Here is a 19,094-nt window from a genome sequence, read left to right as displayed (position 1 = left end):
GTTCCTTTTTTTCGCGGAGATACATTTATAAAGTTTTAATTATATCCAACAGTTCTTTTGGAATATTCATATTTCCCCGTCCGATTCCCATCTGTATATTCGGCTTTACAACCCCGTGGAAATCCGAGCCGCCGGAGATTGCCAGCCCGTATTTGGCAGCCAGCGAGCGGAGCTTCTCACTTTCAAAGCGGTTGTTCGAAGAGTGGAATGCCTCAAGTCCTTTTAATCCGAGTGTTTTCAGATACGCCAATAACTCATCAATCTGTGCATACCCAAGATGATAGAGCAGAGGATGTGCCAGAAATGCCGCTTTGCTATAAGTCGTTAAGATGCGCATGGCAGTCTCACAGGTAACCTGTGGTTTTGGAAGGTAATATTTACAGCCGATGCCGATGTATTTGCGGAACGCGGTATCCTTGTCTTTGCAGACACCTTCCTCGACGAGAACTCTTGCGAAATGTGCCCGTGTGATGACACTGTCCGGATTGCCGTGAAGCAGCTTCTCCATCGTGACAGGGAGACCATCTGCCTGCATCATCGCTACCATTTTCTCATTTCTTCCCTCACGTGCTTCCTTTAATACGGCAAGCTCTTTTTGAAGCTCTGGGTTTTCATAGTCCATATAGAAGCCGAGAATATGAATCTCACGATTGTTATAGTAGCAGGACAGTTCGATGCCCGGCACTACCTCCAAAGGCTTGTCCTTTGTATAGTCTAAGATTTCTGCCACGCCATCGACCGTGTCGTGATCGGTCAGGGCAATCGCGGAAAGTCCCATCCGCATCGCTTCGTCGGCAACCTCTGTCGGTGTCAGAGAACCGTCGGACGCATTGGAATGTACATGTAAATCGATTCGTTCCATATTACCAACCTCCTTGTGATCGTGTTTGATGTATTATTTTATATCACAGCTTGTACCATCTGTTTTGTTTAGGTGATGCAAAACTATATCGGATAAGCGGATTATTTATTCTTCAGAATATTCAACAGCTCATCCGGTGAGAATGTATATTTCGTGTGACAGAAGTCGCACACAACTTCAATTGGCTTGTTGTCAGCAATCATAGCGCCAAGCTCTTTTCTGCCAAGACTGATAACTGCCTGCTCGACACGCTCCTTGCTGCAATCACAGACATACGCACAAGGCATGGAATCGGTCAGCTCGACATCATAGCCTTCAAACAATTTTCGTATGATAGCTTCCACAGACATGCCCTGCTTGAGAAGAGCAGTGAAAGAAAATCCTTTCAGCCGTTTCTCCAGCTCGTCAATCAATGCGTCCTCTGCAAATGGCATCAGCTGGATGATAAATCCACCGGCATTCGCTACGGATGTATCGTCGTTGAACAACACGCCCAGAGCCACAGAGCTTGGAATCTGGTCACTTGTTGCAAAATAGTAGGTCAGATCCTCTGCAATCTCGCCGCTTACCAGATGGGTGTCGCCGACATACGGCTCCTTCAGACCGATATCCTTGATGACGCTTAAGACACCGAGGTCCACAGCCTTTGCGACATCGTTTGCAGGAAGCATAACCTCCGGTTCGCTGACATATCCCTTGACATGTCCGTTTGCATCGGCAGTGACAAGCATACCGGAGATCGGTCCCTGACACTGGATACGGAGTGTTAATTTGTCGGTATCATTTTTACACATGGCGCCCATCAGCACGCCTCCGGTCAACAGTCTGCCGAGTGCGTTCGTAACAACCGGACTGGTATGATGTGTAATTCTTGCTTTTTCCACAGTATCGGTAGAGTTGCAGGCGAAGAAACGAACCTGCTTGTTCGCTGCCATGCCACGAATCATTGTATCTGCCATAAATGTATCCTCCTTAAAATGAGTGTTTGGATTTTGTATATATACTTGCATGTGTTGTTATTTATGATTGATGCAGTGGTATACAAAATTACTGTATATATTGTTTCTTTGAATTCTTGTTTCGTGTTTCTTTCGCGATGATATAAATACGTTCACATTCCTCGTCCGCCGGCTCATGTGTAAATGCATCATAGGCCGCAAGCAGGGTAAGACCGGAATCAGCTACCATCTGTTTCATCTGCTTTAGTGTGTACCCTTTTTGTACATGCAATTCCTCATATTTGCGGAACAGGTTATCATCGGCATCGGAATCCGAAGGTTCCTTTACGAACAGGCTTAAAGCGAGTTCATTAATTGCTTCCTCTTCATCATAATAATTATCCCAGATAAAGCTGATATCATCCCGATCCTCGGCAATTGTCGCTTCAGCTACGACATCCCGGTAATAATGCTCCGTATGGAAGTCGAAGATGAAAAGTCCGTCCGGATCAAGGTAGTTATTGACGAGCGAGAATACATGCGTAAGCTCTTCCGGTTCGGTAATATAATTGACGCTGTCGCAGAGACTTACGATGGCTGCAACGGTTCCGTATAACTCAAACTCGCGCATGTCCTGACACAGGTAGAGCGATGAAGAATGATTTTGTTCCCGCTTTTCGTTTGCAATATCCAGCATGGCAGGGGAGTTGTCGATACCGATCATGTCGTATCCGAAATCTGCCATACGCTCGGTTATATTTCCGGTTCCACAGCCAAGCTCTGCCAGAATGCCGCTTGCAATATCATATTCCACAAGCAGGCCGTGCAGATAGTCTGCCCATGCGTCATAGGGAATGTTGTCCATGAGCGCATCGTAGACAGCAGCAAAATTTGAATATGCTTCAGCCATAGGGTACCTCCTTATTTTTCGTAAACACTGACATTAAATTATAAAATAAAAGATAGTGAAAAACAAGGAAAAATCATATATAATAAAATGCGCGATTGATAGCGCGTATGCGAGATTTGGAGGATTACAATGAAAGATCAGATACAGACAATAAAATTAAAGAAGGAGAAGCGTGCATTTTCATATTGGCGCATCCCGTTTTTTGCGGGCGCGGGCATCTATCTGGAAGTGTTGTTTCATCTGGCGATTTACCATAAACTCGAAAGCACGAGCATCTATCCGGTTTTGTTCGGTGCCACGTTGGGGCTTTTCTTAGCGGCACTCACTGTATGGCTGCCGCGCATCGGAAATGAGATCATCGCATATGTCGGTCTTACGGCATTCTGCGTGTATGATATCGTGCAGCTCATCTATTTCCGGATATTTGGGACATTCTTAAGTCTGGTGTCTGTCGGCGGGGCCGGGAACGCGATGGATTTCAAGGTCGTGATGTTCGAGAAGATTCGCCAGAATGTTGGATGGATGTTGCTGTTTATGTTGCCGGTGATCGCACTTGTTTTGCTGCGTGTATTTCTGATAAAGTTTGACAGACCGAAGATGAAAATAAGGCTTATAAGTGTGGCAAGTGCGGTTTGTCTGTGCGCCATTTCCATCCTTCTGCTGAATGTGCAGGGACGCGCGATGTATTCGCCGTATCAGTTGTTCCACAACCAGTATGTGCTGGAGCTTTCGATGAACAAGCTCGGCGTATGTGTGACGACCGTGCGGGATGCGCAGACGATGCTCACCGGGGGAAAGAAAAATGTGACATTCACTTTGGATGATACAGATATGCAGCCAGATGATGTGACGGCAACCGAAAGTGATGCAATGGAAGCTACGGCAACCGATACGGATGCAGCACTTGCGTATGTGGAACAGGTTGATCCGGCAGTTGATTTTAAGAAGCTGTATCAGGCAGCCGAGGATGAGCAGTTGAAGAATCTGTCCGCTTATTGCGCGCAGCAGACACCGACCATGCAGAACGAATATACGGGTATGTTCGAAGGGTATAATGTTGTCTGCATTACCGCGGAGAGCCTGTGCAAATACGGTATCTACGAGAACTGCACACCGACGCTTTATAAGATCATGAATGACGGCTTTGTATTTGAAAATTACTATAATCCGATCTGGTATCACAGTACGATTGACGGAGAATTTGTAGACTGTCTGGGACAGTATCCGTGTTCCTCAGAGTGGAGCTTTTATAAGTCAGCAGATACATATCAGCCGTATGCACTTGGCAATGCATTGAATGAGAAAGGCTACACAAGCAAAGCATACCACGACTTTGACTTCTATTATTATAACCGGAGTGAGACACATGCGAATATGGGATATGATTTCAAGGCAATCGATTATGGTCTGGATATCCCAAGCTATGTGACATATTCCGATTATGATACGATCGAGGCAGTATACAAGGAGTTTATTAACGAAGAACCGTTTCTGATGTATTTTATGACATTCAGTGGGCATCTTCCATATAATTACGATTACAATGCCATGTGCCTGAAGAACCGTGAGGAAGCAGAAAAATGCACAGAAGGAATGGACTTGCCGGAAGACGCGGTGGCGTATATTGCTGCACAGATGGAGCTCGATAAAGCATTAGAGGATCTGATCGACAAGCTGGATGAAGCCGGAAAGCTGGAGAAGACCGTGTTCATTGTGACACCGGACCATTATCCATATGGACTGACAGACAGCGGCTACGATGCGCTTGCAGGCAAGAATGTATCCGATGATGCATTTGAAAAACATCATTCCTGCCTTGGCATCTGGTCTGCATCGATGGAAGAACCGGTTCATGTCAAGAAGCTCTGTGCGAGTGTGGATGTTCTTCCAACTGTTCTGAATCTGCTTGGCGTGACATACGATTCCAGAATCCTCGCAGGACACGATATCCTGTCCGATTCGGAAGAACTTGTCATCTTTGCCGACCATAGCTTCAAGACAGACAAGATCGGCTATAACACGAAGACCGGAGAAGTGACTTACTATGTGGACGAAAAAACAGTTTCACAATCCTATATCGACGATAAAATCAAGGAAGTCGAAACGAAACTTTACATGTCCGATGAGGTCATCAACACCGATTTCTACGGCTATGTGTACGGCAGGAAATCAACAAACACCACAACAAGCACCACCACATCAACCGAACAACCAAACAAAGAATAACCCCGAAAAACATACAAAAAAGTACGATGTGGCGAAATTTTGTTGTGAAAAGCAACGAAGTATGCTAAAGTGGATTCGATTGTAAATTTTTAATTTGATTCAACCTTCGGGCATGAGAGGCTATATGTAGATTCGAGTTGTTCTGGATTTTCAATTCTAAAGCAGACCATTGGAGCACATCAGCACTTAACGAACGCAGTGAGTTTAGTGTCTGCTATGTGCGGAAGTGAGCGAGAGCGCGTCTGCGTAGAATGAAAATCCAGAATAACTCGGAGAAAGAGTAGAAGTTCTCATGCAGGGAGATAGAATAAGGAGGAAAACAAAATGACGAGAATCGGAATTTACGGATACGGAAATCTCGGCCGCGGCGTAGAAGCAGCCATCAACCAGAACGATGATATGGAATTAGTTGCCGTATTCACAAGAAGAAATCCTGATGAATTGGTTATTAAGAACCAGACAGCCAAGGTGTGCAACGTAAAGGACATGGCAGACTGGAAGGATAAAATCGATGTTATGATTCTGTGCGGCGGAAGCGCAACCGATCTTCCGGAGCAGACACCGGAATGTGCAAAATATTTCAACGTGATCGACAGCTTCGATACACATGCAAGAATCCCGGAGCATTTTGCGAATGTGGACGCAAGCGCAAAAGCAAGCGGACATATCGGAATTATCTCCGTTGGCTGGGACCCGGGCATGTTCTCACTGAACCGCCTGTACGGAAATGCATTGCTTCCGGAGGGAAATGATTACACATTCTGGGGCAAGGGTGTCAGTCAGGGACATTCCGATGCCATCCGTCGTATCGCAGGTGTCAAGGATGCCAAGCAGTATACGATTCCCGTAGAATCCGCACTTGAGGCAGTTCGTAACGGCGAGAATCCGGCGCTTACAACAAGACAGAAGCATACAAGAGAGTGCTTCGTAGTGCTTGAAGAGGGCGCAGATGCGGCAAAAGTTGAGGAAGAAATCAAGACAATGCCGAACTATTTCGCAGATTACGATACAACGGTTCACTTCATTTCGGAAGAAGAGCTGAAGGCAAACCACAGCGGAATTCCACATGGTGGATTTGTACTCCGCAGCGGTGTGACCGGCTGGAACAAGGAGAACAAGCATATCATCGAGTACAGCCTGAAGCTTGATTCAAACCCTGAGTTTACATCCAGCGTACTGATTGCTTATGCAAGAGCGGCTCACAGACTTGCAAATGAGGGAGCAAGCGGTTGCAAGACCGTATTTGATATTGCACCGGCTTACCTTGTGAATAAAACAGGGGAAGAGCTTCGTGCATCCATGCTGTAAGATGCACCAGATACCATGTCGCCGACTGAATATGGGCGGCAGACAATAAGAAAGAAAACGAGGAGAGAAGAGAGAAGATGGAAGAAATCGCAAATTACGTGCCACAGATGTACGCAACATTCTGGGCATTAATCCCGCCGGTCGTGGCAATCGTGCTGGCACTCATTACAAAGGAGGTTTACAGTTCACTCTTTTTAGGAATTGTGATCGGTGGACTGTTCTGGTCCAACTTCAGATTTGAAGCAACCGTAAACCATGTATTCAAAGACGGAATCGTCCGCGTGCTGACCAATTCATATAACATGGGTATTCTGGTATTTCTTGTAATACTCGGTGTTATGGTCTGTATGATGAACAAAGCCGGTGGTTCGGCAGCGTTCGGACGATGGGCAAGCGCCCATATCAAGACGCGGATTGGCGCACAGTTAGCGTCAGTTGCGCTCGGTGTTTTGATCTTTATTGATGATTATTTTAACTGTCTGACAGTTGGAAGCGTGATGCGTCCTGTGACAGACAAGCATCAGGTATCGCGTGCGAAGCTTTCGTATATCATTGATGCGACAGCAGCTCCGGTCTGTATCATTGCTCCGATTTCATCATGGGCAGCAGCAGTAGCCGGATTCGTAGAGGGAGAGGACGGATTCTCCATCTTTATCCGTGCAATTCCGTATAACTATTATGCGCTTTTCACGATTATATTTATGATTGTTTTGATCGTTAGAAAGATTGATTATGGTCCGATGCGGACGCATGAGAAGAACGCTTTGAAGGGCGATATCTACACGACACCGGACCGTCCATATGCAAACGCGGAAAATGAAGTCGTTGAGACAAAGGGGAAAGTGATTGACCTTGTATTCCCAATGATCGTTCTGATTACAGCCTGTGTCATCGGCATGATTTACAGTGGTGGATTTTTCTCAGGCGTTGGATTTGTAGAAGCATTTTCGGGCAGTGATGCATCGGTTGGATTGATGTATGGCAGCTTCTTTGCACTTGTGATTACGATTATCTATTATATGTTCCGCCGCGTATTGAAATTCAGCGAATCCATGTCTTGTATTCCGGAAGGATTTAAAGCGATGGTTCCTGCAATTTTAATTCTGACATTTGCCTGGACATTGAAGGCGATGACAGACAGCCTTGGCGCAAAAGAATTTGTGGCAGAGCTCGTGAAGAGTACGCCGGATGCGTTGCTTAGTTTCCTGCCGGCACTTGTATTTATCATTGCATGCTTCCTTGCGTTTGCAACCGGAACCTCATGGGGAACCTTCGGTATGCTGATTCCGATCGTTGTAAATGCATTCGAGGGAACAAACGCAACGATGATGATCATTTCCATCTCTGCATGTATGGCAGGTGCCGTATGTGGAGACCATTGTTCCCCGATTTCGGATACGACAATTATGGCATCCGCAGGTGCACAGTGTAATCACATCAATCATGTAAGCACACAGCTTCCATATGCGATTACAGTCGCACTTGTATCGTTCGTCACTTACATTATTGCCGGATTCTTTGGTAATAGCAAGGGACTTCCGGGAGTAATGAAGAGTCCTGTGATTCCGCTGGTAATCGGCCTGATTTTACTGTATGTTGTGTTGCAGGTGATCAAGACAGTTGAGAAAAAGAAAGATCCAATTGATGCAGAATAAGAGGCTTGAAATGAAAAAGACAAAAGGAAGTATTATGTTGCTGTTTGCCGCGTTTTTCTGGGGAACGACGTTCGTAGCACAGACAACAGCATCTGATCAGATTGGAACATTTACATTTAACGGAAGCCGCTCCATAGTTGGAGCGGCATTTCTTGCGCTATTGATTCTTGCTCGCACGGGAATGAAGAAGCAGAAAGCAAAGGTAAGTGGAGAACCGGTCGAAAAAGAAAGTATAAAACGGACCGTGATCGGTGGTATCCTCTGTGGCTGTGTGTTGTTTTTCGCAACGAATCTGCAACAGAGTGGTATCGCGGCATATCCGGAAGGCGTGGCCAGCTCCGGCAGATCGGGGTTTCTCACCGCAACGTATGTGGTTATGGTTGCAATCGTATCCGGATTACTCGGGAAGAAATTACATAAGATTGTTTATGTGGCAGTTTTTGTCTGCCTTGGTGGTATGTACATGCTGTGCATGTCAGGCGGTATCGACAATCTGTATTTTGGAGATCTGCTTGGGCTTCTGTGCGCAGTCTGCTTCACCGGACATATCCTGACGGTCGATCATTTTAACGATTGTGACAGCGTGAAGATCTCGTGCATCCAGTTTATTACGAACGGTGTGTTATCTCTGATCTGTATGGCAATCTTTGAACAACCGGCATGGAGTGATCTTGCCGCCGCGTGGTTCCCAATCCTATATGCGGGTATCTTCTCGAGCGGTATCGCGTATACGCTTCAGATCGCAGGACAGAAATATGCAGATCCGGCAGTTGCATCCATCGTGATGAGCCTGGAATCTGTATTTGCAGTGATCGGTGGATTCGTCGTATTGCATGAGGTGTTAGCACCGCGGGAAATCGTTGGCTGCGTGCTTGTGTTCACCGCAGTGATCTTGGCACAGGTGCCGCAGATGCGAAAGTAGAGGCTATTATTTGATTGTGCTTGCATTTTTATAATAATCTTGTATATTATCTGTATTGAATGAGGTGTATGTTTCCGGACTGCACTGGGGGAGTCACTCTGTGGCTCTCTTTTTTGTTATCAAATAAAAGTGAATAGTCACGCAGTTTCGTGATAATCGGAATCGCAATTGCTTCGAACAACAAAAATCTACTTTAATTCGATATGAACAAATTGCAAATGAACTATTTTGGTGTAAAATGTAATTAGCAAGTAGCGGAGGATAAGTATGAGAGACTATAGTTTTGGAAATTTTATCAGTACACTACGACAGAGAAAAGGCCTGTCTCAATATCAGTTGGGTGTACTTGTCGGCGTTTCAGATAAAGCGGTGTCAAAATGGGAAAGTGGAGTTTCCCATAGTTAAAGATACCACACCAAATATGATGAACCCACGCTTATACACTACCAGCTATAATAAACCGCAAGGACAGCAATTTGATGATACTGCTGTCCTTTCTTTTATAAAATTGCAGTACACATAAAAAAGCTGTAATATGATAAATATATTTGTCCTTGTAACAATTCTCGGACATTTGCCTGTTATACTATCTGCAAAAAGCAAAGGAAGTGAGGATATGAAGCAGATTTTAATTGTCGAGGACGACAGTTTTTTGAATAAGATGTTAGCCTATAACCTGACCGCAGACGGCTACGGCGTGACTTCTACTCTAAATGCCAGAACCGCAGCCGAAGCCATCCGCCAGCGGGAATTTGATTTAGTGCTGTTGGACATTAACCTGCCAGATGGGAACGGTTTTGAGCTGTGCAAGCTGATAAAGCCCCAGCACCCGGACACCATCGTAATATTCCTGACCGCCAACGATCAGGAGAGCGACCAGATACGGGGCTATGAGGTGGGCGCGGTGGACTACATCACAAAGCCCTTTGTGATCGGGGCCTTGCAGCGAAAAATCAAAGCCATGTTCGCTATGCTGGAACACCACAAACCGGCCAAGGACATTTACGACGACGGGCGGCTGTTTCTGGACTTCTCGGAGCAGACGGCTTCCCTAAACGGCAAGCCCCTGACCCTATCCCCGATGGAGTATAAAATGCTGAACCTGTTCCGCAAAAATCCCCGGCAAGTGCTGACCCGTGGGCAGCTTTTGGAAAAGCTGTGGGATATAGACGAGAGGTTTGTAGACGAACACACCCTGACAACCTCCATCAGCCGGATTCGCAGCAAGATTGAATCTGACGGCGGCGCACCCTACATCAAGACTGTTTACGGCATGGGCTATCAATGGACGGGAGGCGAGGCAAAATGAAGTTTCAAAACCTCTCGGTAAAGCGGCTGTTTGGCCGGGTGGCAATGGAGCTTGTCCTCTCCATGTCCGGGATCACCATAGCCCTGTTTCTTGTGACAAAACAGATTGCGGTGCTGCTGACAGGCGGGACGCTGCTGCTGTGCGCCCTTGTGGGGATTTTTGTACTGACGCAGGCGTTTGGAAAGCGGCTGTCGCAGTTTACCGCTGACCTGTGCCAGACCTTAGACCACATGATCGCCGGGAATGAAGCGCCCCAGCGGCCAGAGGACAGCGAAACCCAGCTTGCCAGAATCGGACACCGGCTGGCAAGGCTTTACCAGATCATGCAGGAGAACCGCCGCCGGGTGGACGAGGAACGGCAGGAGTTACAGACCCTTGTATCGGATATTTCCCATCAGGTGAAAACGCCGGTAAGCAATCTGAAAATGGCGACGGACACCCTGCTGGAAAAGCCCATGACCGAGGCGGAGCGCACCGACTTTATCCGGGGAATCCGCAGCCAGACGGATAAGCTGGACTTTCTCTTTCAGGCCCTTGTGAAAACCTCCCGACTGGAAACAGGCGTGATCCAGTTGGATAAGAAGCTGGGCCGTCTTTTTGATACTGTGGCGCAGGCCATGAGTGGGATCGTGTATGCGGCGGAGAAAAAGGAAATCGCCGTGTCCGTGGACTGCCCGGAGGATTTGACCGTTTCCCATGACAGCAAGTGGACATCGGAAGCCCTCTTTAACCTGCTGGACAATGCGGTGAAGTACACCCCGGCAGGCGGGAAAATCGCTGTGTCGGTGGTGCTGTGGGAAATGTATGTGGAGATCAAAGTGACCGACACCGGCAAGGGCATTTCCGAAAGCAATCAGGCTGCCATCTTCCGGCGCTTCTATCGTGAGGAAGAAGTACACGAACAGCAGGGCGTGGGCATTGGCCTGTATCTGGCCCGCGAGATTGTAATGCGGCAGGGCGGCTATGTCAAAGTGGTTTCGGAGCCGGGCAAGGGTTCGGAATTTTCCATTATGCTGCCTACAAAATGAAAGTAAACAAGCGAGGTGTTTCTATTATGAATGAACGAGAAAAAATAATCCGACTGTGGTTTGATATGTGGCTTTATCAGAAAGATATGGGCATTGATGATATTTTTGCGGAAGATGTACTCTATACAGAAAGTTGGTGTCCCCAGTATAGCAATCGTAAAACAGTAAAACATTGGTTTCAGGAGTGGAATACCCGTGGAAAGGTGGTAGTTTGGGAAATCAAGCAATTTTTCCATAAAGAAAATCAAACGATTGTAGAGTGGTATTTCAAAAATGGAATGAACAATGGGGATATAGAGGAATTTGACGGTATTTCTTTGATTGAATGGACAGAGGACAATAAAATAAAATCATTAAAAGAGTTTGGGTGTAACCGTAATACCTACAATCCTTATCAAGAAAGCGATACTCCTCAATTTAGAAATCAAAAGGCGAATTGGTTTTAGAACAGATCATGAGCTACGGCGGACGGCCATTTCCGGCTGCCCGCCGTAAATTTTTTTGAAATGTCCGAGCGCTGTAACATTTCACCCCGATTTTCAATGAAATTTTTTGGCCGCTGTAACATTTCGCGGACATTTGGGTTTTACAATGACCTTATCAACAGGCAGAAAGCCTTGAAAGGAGTTTTGAGTATGAGCGTTTTGCAGACGATTGATCTGAAAAAGTATTACGGCACAAAGCCGAATATCACCCGCGCCCTTGACGGCGTGAACTTCTCCGTAAATGACGGTGAGTTTGTGGCCGTTGTGGGAACCTCCGGCAGCGGCAAGTCCACCCTGCTTCACATGATGGGCGGGCTGGACACTCCCACCAGCGGAACAGTGATTGTCCGAGGCGAAGAACTGGCAAAGAAGAACGACGAGCAGCTTACCATCTTTCGCCGCCGCAACATCGGCTTTATCTTCCAGAACTATAACCTTGTTCCGATCCTGAATGTGTATGAGAACATCGTCCTGCCGGTGGAGCTGGACGGGGACACGGTGGATCAGAAGTTTTTGGACGAGATCGTTCATCTGCTGGGGCTGGAAGATAAACTGAAAAATATGCCGAACAATCTTTCCGGCGGACAGCAGCAGCGTGTGGCTATCGCCCGCGCCTTGATTACCAAACCGGCTATTGTGCTGGCCGACGAGCCGACCGGCAACCTTGACAGCAAGACCAGCGCCGAGGTGCTGGGGCTTATCAAGCGCACCAGTGCAGAGTTCCGGCAAACTGTTGTGATGATTACGCACAATGACGACATTGCCCGCCTTGCAGATCGGATTGTCCGCATTGAGGACGGCAAGATTGTGGAGTAAGGAGGTGGCAGGCTATGACATGGCCTTTTGAGAATGATACCAGCGCCATTACAAAGAAGCTGGCAAAGAAAAGTTTGCAAAGCGAGAAGCGCCGGAATCTGATGGTGGTGATTGCCGTTGCGCTGGCGGCATTTCTGATCTGCTTTACGGGAATTGTGTCTACCTCCCTGACACAAATGCAGCGCAATCAGGTTGTCGATACTTATGAGGCGGTCTGGCTGGGCGTAGAGGAAAACGACATTGAAACCCTGAAAGGACTGCCGGAGTTTGAGCGCGTAGGCGGCTACTATATGCTGGGTGAGGAGCTTTCAGAACAGGGCTATCATGCGTCTTATGTGTATTGCGACGCGCAAATGATGGAGATTACCAAGGCGCAGATGGAGTTGTTAGAGGGCCGGGTTCCTGAAAAAGCAAATGAAGTTGTTGTAAGCGAATACTTTCTTTCCACCTATGGAAACAATGCCAAGATCGGGGACACTGTGACCTTAGATACAGAGAGTTTTCATGGTGATTATGTCGTTACCGGCATTATGGACAGCGTAAATGAAAAAGAAGCGAATACCTGCGCTATCATTCTTTCCAACGCTGCCCTGACAGGATGGAAAGGGTTTGACCCGACTGGCTATCGCGCCTATGTCCATTTCAAAAACAGCGACCAGTTGGGCGAAGAACTGATGACCTCTTATTGCAGGGAGATTGCGGAGGAATATCAGCTTCCTATGCCCAAAATGAACAGCAAGTATTTTGCCTATGCTTCTAAATCCTTTGATTTTGCACTGATGGCTGGCGTGATTGCCATTGTTCTGATCGGCGGCTATATTGTGATCCAGAGTATCTTCCGTATCTCCATCAATGACAAAATCAAGAGCTACGGGCAGCTACGGACGATTGGTGCAACGCCAAAGCAAATCAAGCGGATTGTAAAGCGGGAGGGGCGTAAACTCGGCAGTATCGGGATTTTGATTGGTACAGTGCTGGGTGTATGCGGCGGTTTTCTTTTGTTTCCCAAGGGATTTAATGCTGTTTCCTATGTGGCAACGATTATTTTGACACTCATAAGCAGTTGGATCATGGTATCTGTTTCCATCCGTAAGCCGATAAAAATTGCGGCAGGGATTTCCCCGATTGAAGCCGTCCGTTTTACCCCGGCACAAAAGGACATCCGAAGCCGAAAAAAGAATATCAAGCTCAATCCTGTTTCAATGGGAATTGCGAATTTTAAGCGTGACCGAAAAAAGACCGTTGCTATTGTAGCCTCATTGAGTTTGGGCGGAATTATTCTGCTTGTGGTATCCTCCATTGTTTTGCTGCGTTCTCCAGAGGCGCTTGCAAGACGGTTTTTCCCGGACGGCGACTATAAAATTTATTTGGATTCTGAAATGACAGAAGAAAAGGTTATGGCAGCGGGAAATCCGTTGAATGAAGAATTAAAACAGGAAATCTTATCTATTGATGGTGTTACAGATATAATTTCAAGCAGACAATCTCTCTATGCAACCCTTAAGACGGACATTTACCAAAGCGGTGGTATGTGTGATATGCTGACCGACCAGAATTATGCAACAGTTGAAGCGGCTCTGACAGCAGGAACGATGCCAAAAGATTCCCGTAGTATTGTAATTGACTATAATGTGCTAAAGCAGAATGAGGATATGGGTGTTGGTTCAACAGTTGACTTTTATTTTGGAGAGGGGCAACCGCCTGTTTCCGTCACTGTATCAGGATTGTTTGATTCCAACAAGACGCCTTCCGGGCATGGAAAACTGGCCCTCGATGGAGTACTCTTTTTCGCACCAGAAGCATTGTTCCATGAACTGCACCCGGAAATCGCTTCTTTCGACTATTCATGGAGCATTGTAAACGATCCGAAAAAAACGGACTATGTGGGAGCTGAATTGAAAAATATTGTTGCCAGCCATAGTAATATTGCCTTAGATGAAATCAATACAGTGATTGAATATGAAGAAATGACAAATTCTTTTGCGTTTGGCAGTATGGAGATACTTTCATGGTTGGTATTTCTCTTTGGCGTTATCAACCTTATCAATACGACACTCTCTAACCAGATAGCCCGAAAGCAGGAAAACAGTATTCTGCGTTCTATCGGCCTAACACAAAAACAGCTATGTGAAATGAACATCTGTGAGGGGCTGTGCTATGCGCTCTTTGCAACATTGGCGACGCTGATCGTTGGGCTTCCGGCTTCCATCTTTGCTTGCAGAAAAATGAGTATAGGAGCTTTTGCCGGAAATGTAGTGCCTTACAAATTCCCGGTTTTGGAAATGGGACTGTTCATTCTGGTATTGTTCGGAATGGAACTGATCTTGTCTGTATGGACAATCCGCAGACAGAAAAAGCAATCCCTGATCGAACAAATGCGGGCGATGGAATAACCGTATGGGATCGGCGGGGCGGCGTGTGCTGCCCCGCTTTTTTCGCCATTTCTCAAAAAATTTTTGAAATGTCCGAGCTTTGTAACAATTCAGCCTGTTTTTTTGTTGAAATCAAAGGCACCTCGGACATTTATAGTTCTTCCAAAAGTTTGATGATAATATTACCATTCATGGAAGAAGCAATCTGTTATTGCAATAATGCGAAATTGACGATAGAAAGTTTTTCATATCTCGGTCAGCTCAACAATTACATTACTCTGCTGATACAGCCAGTCCGTAAATTCTTTCGGGCTGGCCGTTCCTGTTTTTACAGCCTTTTTTCTCTGTAAGGCTTCTTTCTTAAAGTCGGAAAAGGAAGCCTGTATTTTTTCCAGACGGTCAGCCGGAAAGCCTGCGGTATTTTTTACCCGGTTTATTTTGTTGCGCCAGTTCTGGCATTCATTTTTATAAAGCAGGTCATAGTTATTTTCTCTTGACCTCTCGTCAAATTCCCGCTTGTTTTGAAGCGCCTGTGCTTTTCGGCACTTGTCGCTGCACAGCTCATACCGCTGGCTCTTTGCCAGAAAATATTTTCCACAGACCTTGCACCGCCGGAAGCAAAGCCCCCAGTCATTCAGCCTGTTCAGATAATAGGTAATCAACGGGTAGAGGGACGCATAGGCAGACACACATTCTTCTGTGCGCCGGTTGTCCGGGAACCAGAGGTCAAGCCGGGTATCTTCTGACGGTGCGCCTTTGAAATAAAGGCTGCCAGCTTGAAATTGTTTCGGTTTTCCTGTCTCCCTGTCAAAGCTCATGGTTTCGTTTTGGAATACCCCGGTCAGTCTGCTCATTTTATCCATGAAGCGGTCACAGGCAGCGTTACGGTCACGGGGTTCTCTGGCAAGCAGATAGCTGTTCCAGATACGGAACGCCACATACATTTTCAGAGGGTCGTTGCTAAGATATTTCTCCCAAAGAAATTCGCTTGCCGCCTGCTCCAGCTCCGGCTGTTTCCATCGGTTGGAGTGGAGAGCTTGCCGCAGCGGAGAAAGCCCGTATAAGTTCCAGTCTCTGTCCGTGTCACGCTCAAAGTTTATCAAAAAAGTTCCCAGTGGGCGTGTCATATCACAAAGCACCTCTGCGTTTTGGCTCCCGTTCAGACGGAAGCGGATCTGCTGTTCTTCCCCAATCAAAATCCGCTCTTTCATTTTCTTCCTGTCCAGCGTCAGGACAAACAAAATCCTCTCAAAACATGGCTCATGCCGTATAAACTGATTCTCCATCCCTATCCCCTGCCTTTGTTTATGGTAATTATATAATTCAGTTATATCCGTTACACTCATGGTATCGCAGAATCATTGTTTTGTCAAGGATAGTACGCTATGATGATTGCGGTTGGTAATTTCGTACCGCACAGTACCTTGACAAGTGAATGACCGTCCAAAAGGGATATGACCGGCAGGAGAAGTGACGCATTCGGCGCACCAATGCAGGGAAACACCGCAGGAATGGGGCAGGAAAACGGCTTTTGGGGAGAACGGCAACAGGAAGCATTTTAACCTATTTGATTTATGGGAGGAACAGAATGAACGATAAAAAGAGATTGAACAGCTACGAGGATTTACCGCTGGTTCTGGATGTGGCGGACATTCAGCGGATTATGGGAATTTCAAGAGCGAGCGCCTATGAGCTGGTACACACACCCGGCTTTCCAGCGTTCCGCAGGGGCAGACTTATCAAGGTCAGCAAAATTGCTTTCTTTGAATGGATGGCAAAAGGCTCCGAAACCGTACCGGGAAGCGACAAATAAGCGTGAGGTATCATTCCCTGACTTGCAATACTGCCGCACTTTCCAAAGGGGCATACAGAGGGAAAAAAACTTAAAAATGATACCGAGACGCTACATCAAAACAGCCTATCTGCGTACATCAGATAGAAACGGAGAAAGGAGCCGGTTATGGCAAGAATGAGTAACAAGCGGCGGTTGGAATGGTCTTTCTTCTTAAATGACCGCAGCCGTATCACTTACAACGAACTGTGCCGGAAATGCCAGCACGAATGTAAACAGAGCTTCCGGGCGGTTGTGGTTGACTGCCCGAAGTATCTTTCCAAGCGTTCCAAGAAAAAGGACAAGACTGCCGGAAACGGCAAAATCCCTTAGGAACTAAGGGCGCACTTCTATACATAGTCTAAAGACCATGTATCGTGCGTCCTGCGGAGCTTACCTCTGCCGCTGATAAAATCAGCAATCCGAGGTCTGCGTTCGCTTCGCTCCGACAAGGTGGCTACACCCCCTTGCGCCGCTAAAGCGGCTATCCCCTGTGTATCCGCCGCAAAGAGAAATCCGCTCTGCGGTTTTCCCTTTTCATCGGGTTTTATAGAAGCACTGACACACGGACTGTCTGCGGATGGTCTTTCTTTATCTTATCAGCAAAGGATGTGAGAACATGGAAAAATCTTTGGAACAGTTGAAGCAGGAATATGAAAAAACCACTGTCCTGCTGGAACAGGAAAAACGGAAAATGCAGCGTTTGAAAAACCGGCAGGCGTATCTGGAAAGCGGTTCCCGGAAACAGAGGACGCACCGGCTGATTACCCGTGGGGCAGCTATTGAGAGCATTGCACCACAGACAAAGGAGCTATCCGAAGCGGAATTTTATTCCCTCATGGAAAGCATTTTGAATCTGCCGCAGGCGGAGCATTTCATCCGGTCTGCCACAGAGAACCACGCCCGTATTTCCGGGCAGGAGAAAGGCGGTGACTAAGGATAGCACTTTATCATTTTTCAATCGCACAGATCAAGCGCAGCGCCGGTCAGAGCGCCATTGCCAGCGCAGCCTATCGAGCCGGGGAGCGTCTTTACAGCAGCTACTATGGAGAAGTCAGCGACTACACCAAAAAGGGCGGCGTGATCGCTTCGGAAATCATGCTGCCGCCCCATGCGCCGGAAATATATCTTGACCGGGCGACCCTCTGGAATGCTGTGGAGAACTGCGAGAAACATCCAAAAGCACAGCTTGCCTATTCCTTTGATATTGCCATGCAGAATGAATTGACGCTGGAAGAAAACATGGAGCTGGCGAGGAAGTTCGTACAGGAGCAGTTTGTGACAAAAGGCATGATTGCCGACCTTGCTTTTCACAGCCCGGAGAAAGAGGACGGCGGCATCCCTAACCCGCATTTTCATGTGATGACAACCATGCGCCCTTTGAACCCGGATGGCACATGGGGACAAAAACAGCGTCGGGAATATCTTCTTGATGAAGATGGAAACCGAATCCGGGATAAAAACGGCGATTATATGTTTAACGCGGTCCATACAACAGACTGGCATGAGCCGGAAACGCTGGAACACTGGCGGGAGCAGTGGGCGGCTGCCGTTAATACAAAATTTGAGGAAAAAGGGCTGGATGTGCGTATCGACCACCGTTCCTATGTGCGGCAGGGGCTTGACCTGATACCTACTGTCCACGAGGGAGCTAATGTCCGGCAGATGGAAGCAAAGGGCATCCGCACCGAGAAAGGGGAACTGAACCGCTGGATTAAAGCCACCAACCGGCTCATGCAGGATGTGAGGAAGAAGATCAAAGCCCTGTTTGTCTGGATGGCAGAGGTAAAAGAAGAACTTTCCAAACCGCAGACACCGAGCCTTGCCGACCTGTTGATCGCTTATTACAACCAGCGCAACGCAGGGGCATGGAGCAATAAAGCCAGAACCGGAAACTTAAAGCAGTTTGCCGAAGCCGTCAATTATCTGACGGAAAACAAGCTGCTCACATTAGAGGATTTGCAGGAGCGTCTTTCCTCTGTCAACGAAGAATTTGAAGCGTTAAGCGACTCCATGAAAAAGAAATCTGCCCGGATAAAGGAATTGCAGGAATTGATACGGGAGGGCGAGAATTACCAGCGGCTAAAACCTGTTCATACGGAATTGAACAATATCAAGTTTAAGAAACAGAGGGAGAAATTTGAAACATCCCACGATGCGGAGTTACGGCTGTTTTATGCCGCCCGCCGTATTTTGAAAGAAAAACTGGACGGAAAACCCATTGCCCTGAAAGCATGGAAACAGGAATACGCACAGTTAAAAACAGAGTATGCCGAACTGTCTCCGCAGCACAAGCCACTCCGGGAGGAAGTCATACGGCTACGGCAGGTGCAGAACGCCGTAGATACCGCACTGCGCCGGAGGGAGCAGCCACAGGCAGTACAGAGAAAGAAACATGAGATGGAGCTATGATATAACCGGCAGCTTTACCG

At 47.1% G+C, this 19,094-nt stretch carries 18 protein-coding genes; 14 read left to right on the top strand and 4 right to left on the bottom strand.

The annotated features are described in order from the left end of the window. Positions 1 to 25: 25 nt before the first annotated feature. The 3 genes from H9Q76_RS09195 to H9Q76_RS09185 form a co-directional block, all read right to left on the bottom strand. Positions 26 to 862, bottom strand: a complete 837-nt coding sequence (locus H9Q76_RS09195; protein WP_118544808.1) for a PHP domain-containing protein — start codon at positions 860 to 862, stop codon at positions 26 to 28. 101 nt (positions 863 to 963) lie between these two features. Further along, a complete protein-coding gene (gene hslO, locus H9Q76_RS09190; protein WP_021985821.1) occupies positions 964 to 1,821 on the bottom strand; it encodes an Hsp33 family molecular chaperone HslO in 858 nt (285 codons plus the stop codon). 88 nt (positions 1,822 to 1,909) lie between these two features. Beyond that, entirely contained in the window at positions 1,910 to 2,710 is an 801-nt protein-coding gene (locus H9Q76_RS09185) for a class I SAM-dependent DNA methyltransferase (protein WP_021985820.1), read from the bottom strand. A gap of 129 nt (positions 2,711 to 2,839) precedes the next feature. On the opposite strand from H9Q76_RS09185, the gene H9Q76_RS09180 reads away from it, so the two are divergent. From H9Q76_RS09180 to H9Q76_RS09135, 10 genes are all read left to right on the top strand, one after another. After that, complete coding sequence (locus tag H9Q76_RS09180) at positions 2,840 to 4,936, top strand: LTA synthase family protein (protein ID WP_249320986.1); 2,097 nt, start codon at positions 2,840 to 2,842, stop codon at positions 4,934 to 4,936. 324 nt (positions 4,937 to 5,260) lie between these two features. Then, positions 5,261 to 6,244 (top strand): diaminopimelate dehydrogenase, encoded by a 984-nt coding sequence (locus tag H9Q76_RS09175; protein WP_117781115.1) that lies wholly within the window; start codon positions 5,261 to 5,263, stop codon positions 6,242 to 6,244. A gap of 77 nt (positions 6,245 to 6,321) precedes the next feature. Continuing rightward, on the top strand, positions 6,322 to 7,899 hold the full coding sequence (locus tag H9Q76_RS09170; RefSeq protein WP_117781114.1) for a Na+/H+ antiporter NhaC family protein: 1,578 nt from the start codon (positions 6,322 to 6,324) through the stop codon (positions 7,897 to 7,899). A gap of 10 nt (positions 7,900 to 7,909) precedes the next feature. Further along, complete coding sequence (locus H9Q76_RS09165; RefSeq protein ID WP_196021058.1) at positions 7,910 to 8,821, top strand: DMT family transporter; 912 nt, start codon at positions 7,910 to 7,912, stop codon at positions 8,819 to 8,821. Between the two features lie 267 nt (positions 8,822 to 9,088). Then, on the top strand, positions 9,089 to 9,226 hold the full coding sequence (locus tag H9Q76_RS13890; protein ID WP_249320985.1) for a helix-turn-helix domain-containing protein: 138 nt from the start codon (positions 9,089 to 9,091) through the stop codon (positions 9,224 to 9,226). A gap of 211 nt (positions 9,227 to 9,437) precedes the next feature. Then, a complete protein-coding gene (locus tag H9Q76_RS09155) occupies positions 9,438 to 10,130 on the top strand; it encodes a response regulator transcription factor (protein ID WP_117447642.1) in 693 nt (230 codons plus the stop codon). Continuing rightward, on the top strand, positions 10,127 to 11,158 hold the full coding sequence (locus H9Q76_RS09150; RefSeq protein WP_117447643.1) for a sensor histidine kinase: 1,032 nt from the start codon (positions 10,127 to 10,129) through the stop codon (positions 11,156 to 11,158). The genes H9Q76_RS09155 and H9Q76_RS09150 overlap by 4 nt, the downstream gene beginning before the upstream one ends. 26 nt (positions 11,159 to 11,184) lie before the next feature. Next, positions 11,185 to 11,604 (top strand): nuclear transport factor 2 family protein, encoded by a 420-nt coding sequence (locus tag H9Q76_RS09145; RefSeq protein ID WP_044946403.1) that lies wholly within the window; start codon positions 11,185 to 11,187, stop codon positions 11,602 to 11,604. Between the two features lie 189 nt (positions 11,605 to 11,793). Next, the gene (locus H9Q76_RS09140; RefSeq protein ID WP_002586595.1) at positions 11,794 to 12,459 is read left to right on the top strand and encodes an ABC transporter ATP-binding protein; all 666 of its coding nucleotides are present in this window, start codon (positions 11,794 to 11,796) and stop codon (positions 12,457 to 12,459) included. Between the two features lie 14 nt (positions 12,460 to 12,473). After that, a complete protein-coding gene (locus tag H9Q76_RS09135) occupies positions 12,474 to 14,852 on the top strand; it encodes an ABC transporter permease (RefSeq protein WP_117447644.1) in 2,379 nt (792 codons plus the stop codon). A gap of 224 nt (positions 14,853 to 15,076) precedes the next feature. Here H9Q76_RS09135 and H9Q76_RS09130 read toward each other — a convergent pair whose 3' ends face one another. Then, complete coding sequence (locus H9Q76_RS09130) at positions 15,077 to 16,117, bottom strand: DUF6076 domain-containing protein (protein WP_008816376.1); 1,041 nt, start codon at positions 16,115 to 16,117, stop codon at positions 15,077 to 15,079. 302 nt (positions 16,118 to 16,419) lie between these two features. On the opposite strand from H9Q76_RS09130, the gene H9Q76_RS09125 reads away from it, so the two are divergent. The 4 genes from H9Q76_RS09125 (at position 16,420) to mobQ (ending at position 19,074) form a co-directional block, all read left to right on the top strand. Then, positions 16,420 to 16,644: a helix-turn-helix domain-containing protein gene (locus H9Q76_RS09125; protein ID WP_005362423.1), complete on the top strand. Its 225-nt coding sequence runs from the start codon at positions 16,420 to 16,422 to the stop codon at positions 16,642 to 16,644. Positions 16,645 to 16,791: 147 nt separating this feature from the next. Then, positions 16,792 to 16,995: a hypothetical protein gene (locus H9Q76_RS09120; protein ID WP_004614949.1), complete on the top strand. Its 204-nt coding sequence runs from the start codon at positions 16,792 to 16,794 to the stop codon at positions 16,993 to 16,995. Between the two features lie 286 nt (positions 16,996 to 17,281). Beyond that, on the top strand, positions 17,282 to 17,599 hold the full coding sequence (locus H9Q76_RS09115; protein ID WP_008816380.1) for a DUF3847 domain-containing protein: 318 nt from the start codon (positions 17,282 to 17,284) through the stop codon (positions 17,597 to 17,599). Positions 17,600 to 17,601: 2 nt separating this feature from the next. Beyond that, positions 17,602 to 19,074: a MobQ family relaxase gene (mobQ, locus tag H9Q76_RS09110; RefSeq protein ID WP_074104019.1), complete on the top strand. Its 1,473-nt coding sequence runs from the start codon at positions 17,602 to 17,604 to the stop codon at positions 19,072 to 19,074. Positions 19,075 to 19,094 lie beyond the last annotated feature (20 nt).

The sequence above is a fragment of the Wujia chipingensis genome, from assembly GCF_014337155.1.
Classification (GTDB): domain Bacteria; phylum Bacillota; class Clostridia; order Lachnospirales; family Lachnospiraceae; genus Coprococcus_C; species Coprococcus_C hominis.
The sequence above is the reverse complement of the archived record's forward strand: the minus strand, read 5'-3'. Positions and strand labels throughout refer to the sequence as shown.

Coding starts and splice junctions, on each gene's coding strand:
- H9Q76_RS09195 (WP_118544808.1), bottom strand. CDS start 862: ATGGAACGAATCGATTTACATGTACATTCCAATGCGTCCGACGGTTCT.
- hslO (WP_021985821.1), bottom strand. CDS start 1,821: ATGGCAGATACAATGATTCGTGGCATGGCAGCGAACAAGCAGGTTCGT.
- H9Q76_RS09185 (WP_021985820.1), bottom strand. CDS start 2,710: ATGGCTGAAGCATATTCAAATTTTGCTGCTGTCTACGATGCGCTCATG.
- H9Q76_RS09180 (WP_249320986.1), top strand. CDS start 2,840: ATGAAAGATCAGATACAGACAATAAAATTAAAGAAGGAGAAGCGTGCA.
- H9Q76_RS09175 (WP_117781115.1), top strand. CDS start 5,261: ATGACGAGAATCGGAATTTACGGATACGGAAATCTCGGCCGCGGCGTA.
- H9Q76_RS09170 (WP_117781114.1), top strand. CDS start 6,322: ATGGAAGAAATCGCAAATTACGTGCCACAGATGTACGCAACATTCTGG.
- H9Q76_RS09165 (WP_196021058.1), top strand. CDS start 7,910: ATGAAAAAGACAAAAGGAAGTATTATGTTGCTGTTTGCCGCGTTTTTC.
- H9Q76_RS13890 (WP_249320985.1), top strand. CDS start 9,089: ATGAGAGACTATAGTTTTGGAAATTTTATCAGTACACTACGACAGAGA.
- H9Q76_RS09155 (WP_117447642.1), top strand. CDS start 9,438: ATGAAGCAGATTTTAATTGTCGAGGACGACAGTTTTTTGAATAAGATG.
- H9Q76_RS09150 (WP_117447643.1), top strand. CDS start 10,127: ATGAAGTTTCAAAACCTCTCGGTAAAGCGGCTGTTTGGCCGGGTGGCA.
- H9Q76_RS09145 (WP_044946403.1), top strand. CDS start 11,185: ATGAATGAACGAGAAAAAATAATCCGACTGTGGTTTGATATGTGGCTT.
- H9Q76_RS09140 (WP_002586595.1), top strand. CDS start 11,794: ATGAGCGTTTTGCAGACGATTGATCTGAAAAAGTATTACGGCACAAAG.
- H9Q76_RS09135 (WP_117447644.1), top strand. CDS start 12,474: ATGACATGGCCTTTTGAGAATGATACCAGCGCCATTACAAAGAAGCTG.
- H9Q76_RS09130 (WP_008816376.1), bottom strand. CDS start 16,117: ATGGAGAATCAGTTTATACGGCATGAGCCATGTTTTGAGAGGATTTTG.
- H9Q76_RS09125 (WP_005362423.1), top strand. CDS start 16,420: ATGAACGATAAAAAGAGATTGAACAGCTACGAGGATTTACCGCTGGTT.
- H9Q76_RS09120 (WP_004614949.1), top strand. CDS start 16,792: ATGGCAAGAATGAGTAACAAGCGGCGGTTGGAATGGTCTTTCTTCTTA.
- H9Q76_RS09115 (WP_008816380.1), top strand. CDS start 17,282: ATGGAAAAATCTTTGGAACAGTTGAAGCAGGAATATGAAAAAACCACT.